At 56.7% G+C, this 12249-nt stretch carries 18 protein-coding genes and 1 tRNA gene; 10 read left to right on the top strand and 9 right to left on the bottom strand.

Going from position 1 to position 12249, the window contains the following annotated elements; all coding sequences use genetic code 11:
* The 8 genes from GXX82_06675 to GXX82_06640 form a co-directional block, all read right to left on the bottom strand.
* Nucleotides 1-379: ATP-binding protein (locus tag GXX82_06675; protein ID NLT22714.1), on the bottom strand; the 379-nt coding region annotated here is incomplete at its 3' end.
* Between the two features lie 2 nt (nt 380-381).
* Nucleotides 382-714 (bottom strand): STAS domain-containing protein, encoded by a 333-nt coding sequence (locus GXX82_06670; protein ID NLT22713.1) that lies wholly within the window; start codon nt 712-714, stop codon nt 382-384.
* Nucleotides 715-823: 109 nt separating this feature from the next.
* A tRNA-His gene (locus tag GXX82_06665) sits at nt 824-899 on the bottom strand.
* Nucleotides 900-1126: 227 nt separating this feature from the next.
* Complete coding sequence (locus GXX82_06660) at nt 1127-1804, bottom strand: DUF4013 domain-containing protein (protein ID NLT22712.1); 678 nt, start codon at nt 1802-1804, stop codon at nt 1127-1129.
* A complete protein-coding gene (locus GXX82_06655; protein ID NLT22711.1) occupies nt 1805-2593 on the bottom strand; it encodes an SDR family oxidoreductase in 789 nt (262 codons plus the stop codon). It abuts the gene before it with no gap.
* Nucleotides 2590-3537 (bottom strand): hypothetical protein, encoded by a 948-nt coding sequence (locus tag GXX82_06650; protein ID NLT22710.1) that lies wholly within the window; start codon nt 3535-3537, stop codon nt 2590-2592. The genes GXX82_06655 and GXX82_06650 overlap by 4 nt, the downstream gene beginning before the upstream one ends.
* Nucleotides 3509-4417: a ParB/RepB/Spo0J family partition protein gene (locus GXX82_06645; GenBank protein ID NLT22709.1), complete on the bottom strand. Its 909-nt coding sequence runs from the start codon at nt 4415-4417 to the stop codon at nt 3509-3511. The genes GXX82_06650 and GXX82_06645 overlap by 29 nt, the downstream gene beginning before the upstream one ends.
* Complete coding sequence (locus tag GXX82_06640) at nt 4414-4764, bottom strand: hypothetical protein (GenBank protein NLT22708.1); 351 nt, start codon at nt 4762-4764, stop codon at nt 4414-4416. The genes GXX82_06645 and GXX82_06640 overlap by 4 nt, the downstream gene beginning before the upstream one ends.
* A gap of 127 nt (nt 4765-4891) precedes the next feature.
* On the opposite strand from GXX82_06640, the gene GXX82_06635 reads away from it, so the two are divergent.
* Entirely contained in the window at nt 4892-5467 is a 576-nt protein-coding gene (locus tag GXX82_06635) for a flavin reductase family protein (GenBank protein NLT22707.1), read from the top strand.
* A 25-nt stretch (nt 5468-5492) separates the two neighbouring features.
* On the opposite strand, the gene GXX82_06630 is transcribed toward GXX82_06635, so the two are convergent.
* Nucleotides 5493-6326, bottom strand: a complete 834-nt coding sequence (locus GXX82_06630; protein NLT22706.1) for a cytidylate kinase-like family protein — start codon at nt 6324-6326, stop codon at nt 5493-5495.
* 251 nt (nt 6327-6577) lie between these two features.
* Here GXX82_06630 and queA point away from each other — a divergent pair, with 251 nt between their 5' ends.
* The 9 genes from queA to GXX82_06585 form a co-directional block, all read left to right on the top strand.
* Nucleotides 6578-7597 carry a tRNA preQ1(34) S-adenosylmethionine ribosyltransferase-isomerase QueA gene (gene queA / locus GXX82_06625; GenBank protein ID NLT22705.1) on the top strand — a complete coding sequence of 340 codons (1020 nt, stop codon included), beginning with the start codon at nt 6578-6580 and terminating at the stop codon, nt 7595-7597.
* Entirely contained in the window at nt 7594-8733 is a 1140-nt protein-coding gene (gene tgt / locus GXX82_06620) for a tRNA guanosine(34) transglycosylase Tgt (protein NLT22704.1), read from the top strand. The genes queA and tgt overlap by 4 nt, the downstream gene beginning before the upstream one ends.
* A complete protein-coding gene (yajC, locus tag GXX82_06615; GenBank protein NLT22703.1) occupies nt 8705-9025 on the top strand; it encodes a preprotein translocase subunit YajC in 321 nt (106 codons plus the stop codon). Before tgt ends, yajC begins: the two co-directional genes overlap by 29 nt.
* Entirely contained in the window at nt 9022-9390 is a 369-nt protein-coding gene (gene rpsF, locus GXX82_06610) for a 30S ribosomal protein S6 (GenBank protein NLT22702.1), read from the top strand. Before yajC ends, rpsF begins: the two co-directional genes overlap by 4 nt.
* Nucleotides 9390-9659 (top strand): hypothetical protein, encoded by a 270-nt coding sequence (locus GXX82_06605; GenBank protein NLT22701.1) that lies wholly within the window; start codon nt 9390-9392, stop codon nt 9657-9659. Before rpsF ends, GXX82_06605 begins: the two co-directional genes overlap by 1 nt.
* A 12-nt stretch (nt 9660-9671) precedes the next feature.
* Complete coding sequence (locus GXX82_06600) at nt 9672-9926, top strand: 30S ribosomal protein S18 (protein ID NLT22700.1); 255 nt, start codon at nt 9672-9674, stop codon at nt 9924-9926.
* Between the two features lie 12 nt (nt 9927-9938).
* Nucleotides 9939-10391: a 50S ribosomal protein L9 gene (locus tag GXX82_06595; GenBank protein ID NLT22699.1), complete on the top strand. Its 453-nt coding sequence runs from the start codon at nt 9939-9941 to the stop codon at nt 10389-10391.
* Nucleotides 10392-11783, top strand: a complete 1392-nt coding sequence (gene dnaB / locus GXX82_06590; GenBank protein ID NLT22698.1) for a replicative DNA helicase — start codon at nt 10392-10394, stop codon at nt 11781-11783. It abuts the gene before it with no gap.
* Nucleotides 11770-12249, top strand: a 480-nt coding sequence (locus GXX82_06585) for a CDP-alcohol phosphatidyltransferase family protein (protein NLT22697.1), incomplete at its 3' end; no start/stop codon positions are given. The genes dnaB and GXX82_06585, both read left to right, overlap by 14 nt.

The raw sequence follows: 12249 nt of genomic DNA, 5'->3' as shown, positions 1-12249 counted from the left end.
TGTAGGTGACGCCGTCGGTCATTTCCTTTATGAAGAATATGCCGAGGCCCCCAACGGGACGGTCGTCGATCCCCGCGCTGGTGTCGGGCGTGTCCCTCTTCAGGGGATCGAAAGGGGGGCCGCTGTCGATGATGGTGATATAGAACGCACCGCTGCCGTCGGTGCCGCATGTCGTGATGATGGTGCTGTCGGGGGATGAAGAGGAATACTTGACGATGTTGACGATGGCTTCTTCCACGACCAGCTCCATGGCGCTGAGCTTGTGTTCGCCGAAGCCTGCCTCTCTCGCGCACCCTGTGATTCGTGCCGAGAACCCCGGCAGGGACTCGAGTGCCGCCGGGAGCTCGATGCTGCAGAGGATGTGGATCTTCTCCGCCATTCTCACATGCTTCCGAGGGCTTCCGCTTCCGAGGGATAGATCTTGAAAATGGACTTGAACCCCGATATCTGGAAGACCTCTTCGACAGGTCCCTGAAGACCGGTGAAAAGTATTTCTCCCGACAGGGCCTTGAGCTTCTTGGCCGACGAGAGGATACTTCTCAACCCCGCGCTGCTGATGTAGCCGAGGGCGGTGAGGTCGATGAGAATGACCCTGTCTCCCGCCGTGATGAGCTCATCGAGGCTCTTCTCGAAATCCGGCGCGGTGATCGCGTCGATCCTTCCAGACACTGCAACGATGGAGACATCCTTTTCCCTGCGTTTGGTGATTTCCATAAGACCCCTCACAACTTTTTAACCTGAATTCTATACGATGACCTGCAAAAAAACAACGATTCTTTCGGAAGACTCCCGGCCTGATGGAAAGACGCAGGAGATTTGATTTTGGGGTGGGTGAAGGGTCTCGAACCCTCAACCCCCAGGACCACAGCCTGATGCTCTAACCGTTGAGCTACACCCACCGTTGAGAATAATTAGTTAGCATAATTTGAGGGCCAAGTCAATGAGAGGGAAGGGAACGATAATAACCAATAACCAGATCACAATGACCAAAGAAATGACAATGACCAATTCACCAACAAGCAATTTACCAAACAAGAAATGAGTCTGAACTCCGTTACAGTTTTTCGTTTGGTTGCTGCAATTTGGTAAATTGGTTATTTTCTGGTCATTGAGACCTGGATATTGGTCATTTTTCTTCCGGGTTATTTGCCTCTTCATTCGTTTCCGGCACCACCCTCTGCATGCACAGGCTTGTCCTGCGGTAGAGGCCGGTGAAGAAAAAGGCGGAGAGGAGGAGCGCGTAGTAGGTGAGGACAGAGGAGATGAGGAAGCCTATGAGGTAGGGGATGTGCATGAAAAGGAGGGCCACGTACACGGCGGCGATGGTTGCCGCGTAACCTATTATGTATTCCACGAGGACCTCTTTGATGCCCCGCAGGATGTCCTCGAATTCCAGGGCCTCCCTGAAATCGGTGCGCTCCGCGAAGATGGTGAAGGCGAAGGGCAGAAAGAAGGAGCATATGGGAAAGATGACGAATACCGCCGCCTTGATCATGAGGTGACCGAAGAAGGCGGTGAAGGTGTTGAGCGTTGTCAGGAAGAACCCGCTGGAGAACATGAAGAAGGGTATGGCGTTGTAGAGGATGAAGACGAACAGGAGTTTGACCCCTTCCAGCCAGGCCTCATATTTTTCCTGCCACGTGGAGATCCCCATTCCCCCGACCAGGATGAGCCGCGACGTGCGGGACAGAAACCCGATGGAGAAAAAGTTGAGCACCGGGATGAAGAGGGCGAGGCCCCCGATTATCCACCGTGCCATGTAGCGCGAGTTTACGGTGAAACGGATGAAGGGGATAATGTCCATCTATTGCTTGCCTTTGGACATGAAATCAAGCAGGCCTTCCGCGGTGAAGCCTGTCATACCGCCGTCCATCACGATGGTCTCGCCGTTGATGTACCGGGCGTCATCGGATGCGAGGAACAGTATCGTTGAGACCAGCTCTTCCACGGTTCCCATCCTTCCCATGGGCGTCCTGCCCGAGAGATAATTGACGAACACCTCTTTCCTGATAAGCCCTTCGTTCATGCCGCCCTTGATGAAACCCGGCGCGACGGCACAGAGGGTGACGCCGTGCCGTGACCACTCGAACGCCAGTTGCCTGGTCATCAGCATGAGCCCCGATTTCGCTATGGCATAGGGAAGGAAGCCCTTCTCGCCGAAGAGGGCGACCTGAGAGGCTATGCTGACGATCCGCCCCGAGCCCTGCTGTATCATCCTCTTTCCGAAGGCCTGTGTCGCGTAGAATGTGCCCTTGAGGTTGACGTCGATGACCCTGTCGAAGTCGTCCTGCTTTATCTTTTCCGAGGGAGCGAGGGGATTGACTATGCCGGCGTTGTTGATAAGTATGTCCACCTTTCCCAACGTCTCGTAAACTTTTGATGCCATCGCTTCCATGGCGGCGTGGTCGGCGATGTCCGTATCGAAGGCGAGCACCTGCTGACCTTTAAGCTCCTCGGCGAAGCGGTCCACGGCCTCCTTGCTGCGGCTGTTCACCGCGACCGACGCCCCCTCCGCCAGGAAGGCCTGCGCCATTGCCTTTCCGAGCCCTTTTGTCCCGCCGGTGATGAAGACGACCTTGCTTTCAAATCTCATAGTGTCCCTCCGTACAAATTCTTTACGCGTTCATCGAAAAGCCCGATAAGGCCCTCGCTGTCTTTCAGGTCGATGCCGAGGGCTTCCTTCCACACATCGGCCCTCTCCATGCAGAGGTAGATGAAAAGGCCCGGGTCTATGTCTTTCAGAAGCCGGTGGAGCATCCTGTATATCCTGATGCGCTCCGTCTTGATGTAGCGGTATTTTCCGTCCTCTCCCCGGATGAATTCTCCCGAAAGCAGATACCTTCTCCTCCTTTGCAGAAGGAGGTCGTACAGGGCCGGGGGGAAGCGCAAGGTGCCGAGACTGATCCAGAGTATCCGGGCGGGGTCGAGCATCCGTCCGATGTCAGCGATGAGATACCGGTAGTCCCGTTCAAAACCGTCATAGATGACGACGGGGTCGAAGTGAAGGCCCACGAAGCAGCCGCTGTCCTGGGCCAGCCGGGCCGCCTTGAGGCGCTTGTGGATGGGGCTTGTTCGTGTCTCCTCGGCGTCGATGAACCTCTGGGGGGAAACGGAGAATGAGATGACGGTATAGGGGTTGAGATGGGGGAGAAGATGGCTGAAATCGGCCCATTTCGATTTCAGTTCCAGGATGGCCTTCCGCTTGTGCCCGAAATAGTCCACGAGAAAACGGTTCAGGTTGTAGCGCCGGTCAATGGCCAGGCTGTCGGAGAGCTCCCCCGTGCCGAAACGGAGAATATGATCGGTCCTGTGATCTATCATTCCATCGAGTTCCGCTATTATAGCTTCAGGTTTGCAGGAGATCCGTATGGTGTCATCCCTGAGGTAAGCCTTGAGTATGCAGTAGGAGCACGAAAGGACGCAACCCTCCACGAGATCGATGGTCTGATACCCGCAACAGATGTGATGTTTTGTGCCCGGACATTTTCTGACGATGTTTCCGGGCGTCTCAACGAATTCTACCTTTTGTAAGCTCAAGAATTCTCCTGATGTGACCCGCCGCGACCAATTCCGAGACCTTGCCGAGGGCGGCCTCCACGTCGTCTTCACTGCCTATTTTCACTATGATATCAATATACTCCTTTTCGAGGAAAGGGTCTACCCTAATGTCCAGGCCGGGTGGAAGGGCCATGGCGCTCCGTATCGCCTTCAGTTTCTTCGCGAGGGATGACAGGATGGGGTGGGTCTTCTGCTTGAGGTGCGCCCTTAAGATGTCCGAGCTTTCCATGACGGGAATATCCCTGCCGGTGAGCCTCCCCTTGCGGATCCTTATAAGCTCAAGCATCTCGAGGATCTCCCGGAGGGTGCTCTCCGTCACGCGCAGACCCGTGAGCGCCGCCAGTATCCTGCGCCGCTCCTTCCCTTCGAATCTCAGGAAGGACTCGACATTTCTGAGGGAAAGGTTCTTTCGGAAGATGAAGTCCCTCGACCGGGCATCGAGAGATGCGATTCTCAGGAAGGTGGAGAGCACCTTCTCGTGGGGACTGAGGCCGAGGCGTGCCATGAGCCCGAAGATCTCCTCCCGGGAGAACCCGAAACGGTCCATTGCCTGGACGGCGGCAGCCTTTTCAATGATATTGAAGCCTCGCGCCAGGTTGTCATGGATGGCCCTTAAGAGGGCGGTCTTCTCATCGAGGTCGACGATGATGGCGGGGACCTCTCTTAAGCGAAGCTCCCTGGCGCAGCGCAGGCGGCGCCATCCCGCCACCGGGATGCGGGGTGTCCGGTCGAGGAGGATGACGGGCTGAACGATCCCGACGGTGGCGATCGACCACCGGAGGTCCTCGTCGTCTGGCGGATAGGACAGGGAGAACCGCCTGTCCTTGAGGTCTATCCTGGCAAGGGGGACGTTCGTCATCGCTCGAAATAGATGAAAAGCCACTTGATTATCGTGTAGAGGATGATGATCCCGATGAGCAGCACCCCCGTCATAACGAACCAGTGAGGTATGAAGGTCGTCTTGTGGCTCTGGCCGAGGGATATGTGCTCCTTGTGTATCCTGGCAAGGGTCGGGCTCCTGTCGGCGAAGAAATGAAAGACCGTTACGAAGAGCGGTGTGGCGAAGAGAAAGGCGAAAGCGGCGAAGATCCACACACTCTTCACGTCACCGTTCCTGGCGCTCGCGAGAAGGACGTAGAGGCAGAAGAGAGTGATCAATGTGGAAACGACGACCACGATCCACTGGGACGTTCTTCTGTAGGGCATGACACCTTCCTTTTTTGGATGCCATTCATTGTATAAAAGTATTTCAAGGCTGTCAATGATGGGGTATACTAGAACCCGTTCACAGACCTGCCTCGCGCGGGTCACCGGCCATCAAGGAGGTTCACAGATGAAAAGATCCCTCGGCGCGCGGACGGTTCTCTTGCCAGCCCCGGTCCTCGTTGTCGGCACCTATGATAAAGAAGGTCGTCCCAATGTCATGACAGTGGCCTGGGGAGGCACCTGCTGTTCCAATCCCCCCTGTATCGACATCGCCCTGAGAAAGGCGACCTACACCTACGGCAACATCCTCGACCGGAAGGCCTTCACCGTCCACGTGACCCCGGAGAGGTATCTTACCGAAGCCGATTATTTCGGGATAGTCTCCGGCAGGGACGTGGACAAGTTTGCCGCCACGGGTCTCACGGCGGAGCGAAGTGAGACCGTGGATGCCCCGTACATCAAAGAGTTTCCTTTTTTCGTGGAGTGCACCCTTCGCGAGGTCGTCGAACTGGGGCTCCACACGCAGTTCATAGGCGAGATAGTGGACGTCAAGATGGATGAGGATATGCTGGACGATAAGGGGCTTCCCGACGTGGGCAGGATAAGGCCCACGGTGATGGTGCCCGAGATACGCAACTACTACGGATTCGGCGAAAAACTGGGGGATGTTTTTGTCATGGGCAGGAAGCTGCGCGTGAGGTAGAGGGAACGGAGCCCGACCGGCGGGGTCAGCCGACGGGTTCGAAAACGCCTGTTTCCAGGGAATCCCTGATCCCCTTGATCCGCGTGTCCCTCGCCAGTGCCTGCAGGAGACGGTCCTTCTCGGCTTCGTTCCGGACCACTCCCGCCACGGACAGCGTTTCGTCCGCTCCCGCCTGGAATGTCACCTTGCCGAAACAATGCCCCATGCCCAGGTAAAAGAGGAGGATCTCGGCGCGCCTCTCGAGGAGGCGGTCGCCGAGGACCGCGTCGGCTTGCTCCGCTGAGGCGGGGGTGAAATGCCTGCGCGCGTATGCCGCCAGTATTCCGACGGCTTCTTCCAGCGAGACATAGCTTGAATTGACCACCGCGTGGTAATAGGATGGGTCTCCGGGATCGCTGTCGAAATAACGGGCTATGAAGTCACGCTTGCCCTCGTCCATCCTTTCGACGAGGTCGAAGGCGTCGTCATAGGGAATGCTCTTCACCCGGGCAATGGCCCTGATACGTTCCTCCATGAGACGAACAACGCGAATGTTAATGGCGTTCCCGATCCCGGTAAGGATGATCCCGGCGCCCATGCCCGCCATCACCGTGTTGTCCCGAAGGGCGTGATCCAGGATGTTGGCTATGAAGGAGACCTTGTAGAAATTGGCGTCCGCCATGAGTTCCTGCGTCGTCACGTGAAGTCCCGGCGCAGTCGCTTCGTCGATGCCGAAGCAGCACGTGTGCCTGTCGCTATCGAGGCATTCGTCGTTGATCAGGGTCCTGTCAACGTATGAATAGCCGAGCTCCTTTGCCAGTTCCCGCGCGAACGTCGTCCCGCCCGACCCGTGGGTTCTTGATATCGTTATGATACCCATCGTTGTCCGTAAGAATTCTAAAATATAAGGGCGCTCTTATACAAGCAGAATCTCTCCGGGTGTGGCCGGTACGGAAAGAACGTGTGTAACCCATTAATTGATTTGCGAATATGGGTATAATCTGTTATAAGATTAACCTGTTTGGAGAGGGCCGGGCGGCTTCAAGGGGGTGTTTCGCTTTGGCAGTCCGGGTGGCGGCAACGAAATGGCCTGACACGACCCATATCACAACTGACGGTACGTACGGTATTATGAGAGTCGAGGAATTTGATTATGATCTGCCGAGAGATATGATCGCCCAGCACCCGTCGGGCGAGAGGGAGGCATCGCGCCTCCTTGTCTTCGACAGGGAGAAAGGGACGATAGAGCACCGGCGGTTCTCGGATATTACCGGCTATCTGCGGGAAGGCGACGTCCTCGTCGTCAACGACAGCAGGGTGTTCCCGGCGCGGCTCAGGGCGCGGAAGGGAACGGGCGGGATGCTCGATGTCCTTCTGGTGAGACCCGTGGACGGCGGCACCTGGGAGTGTCTTGTGAAGGGTGTGCGCGGGACGAGAGACACCATCCCTGTCAGCGTGGGCGATCACGGCGCTGCCCTCACGCGCAGGAACGGTTCCTGGACGATATCATTCGTGTCCCGCGAGGAAGCCGACGAGGTCATAGGAACCCTGGGAAGGATGCCGCTTCCGCCCTATATCAAGCGCAAAGGAGAGGACGGCAGCGCCGATTTCGAACGTTACCAGACGGTGTATGCCGAAAAGACCGGGTCCATAGCGGCGCCGACGGCTGGCTTTCACTTTTCCGAAGATCTCCTCGGGCGCATCGCGGCCAAAGGCGTGGAGATCGTGAGGATCACGCTCCACGTGGGCATCGGGACATTTTCGCTCATTCATGCCGGTCTCGTCGAAGATCACCGGATGCACGGCGAGCGCTACGAGATGGACGAAAGATCGAAGGGGCTCATCCGGGAGGCTCGGCAGGAGGGTCGCCGCGTGGTGGCCTGCGGCACGAGTTCTGTGAGGACCGTGGAAACGGTGTTCGGCATGAACGGCAACGGTACGCTTTCCGGTGAGACGGAACTTTTCATCTATCCGGGCTACCGTTTTCACTGTGTGGACGCGCTGATCACCAATTTTCACCTTCCCCGCTCGACGCCTCTCATGCTCGTTGCCGCCTTCATGGGTGCCGGGCCGCTGAAGAAGGCCTATGCCGAGGCGATACGCGGGGGGTATCGGTTCTACAGTTACGGGGACGCGATGTTCATATCATGACGATGATAGAGATAGACCATACAGACGGGGCGGCGCGTTCGGGAAGGCTCATGACGGGTCATGGGACGATCGAAACGCCTGTTTTCATGCCCGTGGGCACCCAGGGCGTCGTGAAGGCCATGACCCATCGGCAGCTTGAAGAGCTTGGCGTCACGATGATCCTGTCCAATGCCTACCACCTCTACCTGCGTCCCGGTGACGAGCTCATCAGGAGGATGGGCGGCCTCCACAACTTTTCCGGGTGGGACGGTGCCATCCTTACCGACAGCGGAGGGTACCAGATATTCAGCCTCGGGGTCCTCAGGGAGATCAAGGAGGACGGCGTCCTTTTTCAGTCACACATCGACGGTTCCCGCCATTTCCTGACACCCGAGAAGATCGTGCTCGTCCAGGAGAACATAGGCGCCGACATAGCAATGTGCCTCGACGAATGCGTTTCCTATCCCTCCACCTTCGAATATACCAGCGAATCCGTTGAGTTGACGACGCGGTGGGCGCGGCGGTGCCTCGCGGCCCGGTCAGAAGAGGGGACGCAAAAGCTCTTCGGGATCATCCAGGGCGGCTTCTATCCCGATCTCAGGTTGCGTTCAGCGGAGGACATCCTTTCCCTCGATTTCGACGGTTTTGCCATCGGGGGCCTCAGCGTCGGCGAACCGAAGAGCCTGATGTGGGACATGGTGGACACGGTTGTCGGCCTTATGCCCGCGGGAAAACCCCGCTACATGATGGGCATCGGCCTTCCTGAAGACCTTCTGGAAGGTGTGAGGCGGGGCATAGACATGTTCGACTGCATCATTCCCACGCGTTTTGCCCGCAACGGCAGCCTCTTCACATGGGACGGCAGGATCAACATCAAGAACGCCCGCTTCACCGAGGACGGGGGGCCCATCCAGGAAGGATGCACCTGTTATACCTGCAGGACCTTTTCGAGGGCCTATCTCAGGCACCTCACGGTCTCGCACGAGCTGACCAGTTTCTACCTGAACACCATACACAATGTCCATTTCTACATGGAGCTTATGAAGAGGATCCGGAGCGCAGTCAGCGCCGGCACGTTCGACGCTTTTTATCACGATTTCAAGAGACGTTACGAAGGAGGTGAATCAGATGACAGGTATAGCGTATGCAATGGGTAGCAATCCCGCCGGCGGGGCCGGACAGGGGGGCGGTTCGTACATGTCGCTCATCTTTATCGCGGCGGTCTTCGCCATCTTTTACTTCATTCTCATCCGTCCGCAGCAGAAAAGGGCGAAGCAGCACAAGGACTTCCTGGAGAACCTGAAGAAGGGAGATAAAGTTATCACATCGGGTGGTTTATATGGTACAATAACGGGTATTTCCGATGACAGTGTCACCATTGAGATCGCCGAGAAAGTGCGTGTTAAAGTCGACAAGGGCACTGTGGTGCAGTATCAGAAGACACAATGAAAGGAGATGTGAACGTGGGAAGATATGAGAATATTGTTGTGCTCAGCCCTGACCTCGCGAAAGAGGAAGAAGACGATCTCATGAAGAGGATCCAGGGCAATCTTGAAAAGGCGGGCGCAACGATCGTCAAACTCGATGACTGGGCGGTGAGAAAGCTTGCCTATCCCATAAAGAAGAAGGACAAGGGCCATTACTTCTTTTACCTGCTTGATATGGACGAAGGCAGCGTCGCGACGATGGCCAAGTTCTACAGGACCCTCGACCCCGTGCTCAGGCACATGTTCGTTGTCGTTGACGACAAGAGCGAGGGACCGAAGAAACCGCCTGATCCCGTTGTGTTTGACGAGCTCGAAGGCGAGTTTTGATGAACAGGGTCTTTATGACGGGGAAGGTCGAGGCCATGCCCCGTGTCGTCTATACCCCGAAGGGGGACAGGTTCGTACTTTTCCCGCTGCGCGTGGGTGAGGGTGATTTCCTCATAGACGTGGAGTGTCCCGGAGATCCCGCGATGCCCCATCCCGACGCGGCACGGGGCCGCAGCGTAATGGTGTCGGGTATGCTCGTCCGAAAGAAACTGCGGTCGCGGGAGATGGTACAGTTGAAAGCACATAAAATTTTTTGGATGGAGGAATAGATGCCGAGACCAATGAGGACAACACGGTCCGATTCACCGAAAAAAAGGGTCTATGTGAGAAGAAGGGTGTGCAGGTTCTGCCAGGATTCCAACATAGTCATCGATTACAAGGACCCCAAGCTTCTCAAATCATTCATCACGGAGAGGGGCAAGATCATGCCCAGGAGGATGACGGGGACCTGCGCCAATCACCAGCGCAAACTGAAAGAGGCCATCAAGATGGCCCGCCACATCGCCTTTCTGCCCTTTACGACATTACTGAAATAACGGAGGCAACCGATGAAGCTCATACTCATTGAAGATGTCCAGGGTACAGGGAAAAAGGGCGATGCGGTGACCGTCAGGGACGGGTACGGGAGGAACTTTCTCGTTCCCAGGGGACTGGCCGTGCAAGCGACTCTAGGAAACGTGGCCCGCTTCGAGAACATTGTGCGCAGCGTTTCGAACAAAAAGGCGCGGGATCTTGAGACCGCCTCGGAGTTGAAAGCGAAGCTGGAGGAAACGACCCTGACGATCAAGAAGAAGGCCGGCGAGGACGGCAGGCTCTTCGGCTCCGTTACCCACAAGGACATTGTCGAGGCCGTCCAGGCCTTCTCGGGTGTGGAGGTGGACAGGAAGCTGATCCGCCTTGAGGAGCCGATCAAGTCGACCGGTTCGCACACGGTTGTGATCCACCTGCAGCCGGATGTCAACGCCGAGGTCAAGATCGAGGTGGAAAAAGAAGAGGCTTAAATGGCCCGGGTCCTAAAGAATGCCAGGGATGTGGCGGGCCCTGCCGCAGTGCGGGTTCCCCCCCAGAACATCGAGGTCGAGCAGTCATTGCTCGGCGGGCTTCTCATCGACCCGGAATCCATGAACAAGGTGGTCGACGTCGTCGGTCCCTCCGATTTCTATCGCGATGCCCATGGGAAGATCTTCGACCTCATGGTCCATCTCTACGAGAAGAACGATGCCATCGATATCATCACGGTAAGCAGTCTCGCGAAGGACAGGAACCTTGTCGAGGCCATAGGCGGCGTGACCTATCTCAACACCCTTGTGGACCTCATGCCGTCGGCGGCCAATGTCGCTTACTATGCCAGGATCGTAAAGGAGAAGTCCCTTGTCCGGACCATTATCAATGTGGCCACGGAGATCATCGAGAAAGGTTTCAACACCGAGACCGACATCGACACGTATATAGACGAGGCCGAGAAGCTCATCTTCCAGGTCTCGGAGAACAAGCTCAAGCCCACCTACCTGCCCGTCAAAGATTTTGTGATGGAGAACATAAAGACCATCGAGCGTCTCTATGAGAAAAAGCAGACGGTCACGGGGGTCCCCACGGGTTTCATCGACCTCGACAGGCTGACGAGCGGCCTGCAGCCCTCGGACCTCATCATTGTCGCCGGAAGGCCCAGCATGGGGAAGACCTCCTTTTCCATGAACATCGCCCAACATGTCTCCATGCTGAAAGAGAACCCCATCCCCGTGGGCATCTTCTCGCTGGAGATGTCCAAGGAGCAGCTCGTCACGAGGCTCTTGAGTTCCGAGTCCGAGATAGAGCATTCGAAGCTCCGCACGGGCACCTTCTCGCGGGAAGAGTGGCCGAAACTGGTCAGGGCCGCGGGGAAGCTCAGCGAGGCCCACATGTTCATCGACGACTCGCCGGCGCTGTCCGTCCTCGAACTGAGGGCGCGGGCGCGCCGCCTCAAGAAAGAGCACGACGTGGGTCTTATCGTCGTCGATTATCTCCAGCTCATGCGGGGGCGCTCGGGCGGGGGGGACCGCAGGGAACAGGAGATATCCGAGATATCACGGTTCCTCAAGGCGCTGGCAAAGGAGATCAATATCCCCGTCATCGCCATTTCACAGCTCAACAGGGCGCCCGAGACCCGCGAGAAGGAGAACAAGCGGCCGCGTCTTGCGGACCTTCGGGAATCGGGGGCCATCGAGCAGGATGCCGACGTCATCCTCTTCATTTACCGCGATGAAGTGTATAATAAGGACAGGGATGACAACAAGGGCGTCGCCGAGGTGATCATCGGAAAACAGCGGAACGGACCCACCGACACCGTGAAGCTGAGTTTTATCGATAAATGTGCCACGTTCAGGAACGGTTACTATCAAGATGACGAAGGGTGACGCCACGCGGTCCATGAACCTTCCCAATATCCTTTCCATATTCCGTTTCTTTGTCACATTCTATTTCATCTATGCCGTCTACCAGGGACGTATGCGCCTTGCCCTCTATCTTTTTCTCATCCAGGGCATATCGGACCTTCTTGACGGCTTCATTGCGCGGGTGACGGGATCGAAGACCGAGCTCGGCGCTTACCTCGACCCCATTGCCGACAAGACCATGCTCGTTGCCGCCTTCATCATGCTCTATGTCGTCGATATCATCCCGGGCTGGCTCACGGTCCTTGTCCTCGGAAGGGACGTTGTCATCGCTGCCGGTTACCTGGTCCTGTACCGCTACGCCAGCAACGTCAAGCCGAGGCCGACGATCTTCGGCAAGGTGACCACGGCATGCCAGATAGCAACCATACTGTACGCGCTCTGGTCAGCGGACAGGATCGACCTCGGGTCGTACAACACGGTGCTCTTC

The sequence above is a fragment of the Syntrophorhabdus sp. genome, from assembly GCA_012719415.1.
Lineage (GTDB): Bacteria > Desulfobacterota > Syntrophorhabdia > Syntrophorhabdales > Syntrophorhabdaceae > Delta-02.
The sequence above is the reverse complement of the archived record's forward strand: the minus strand, read 5'-3'. Positions and strand labels throughout refer to the sequence as shown.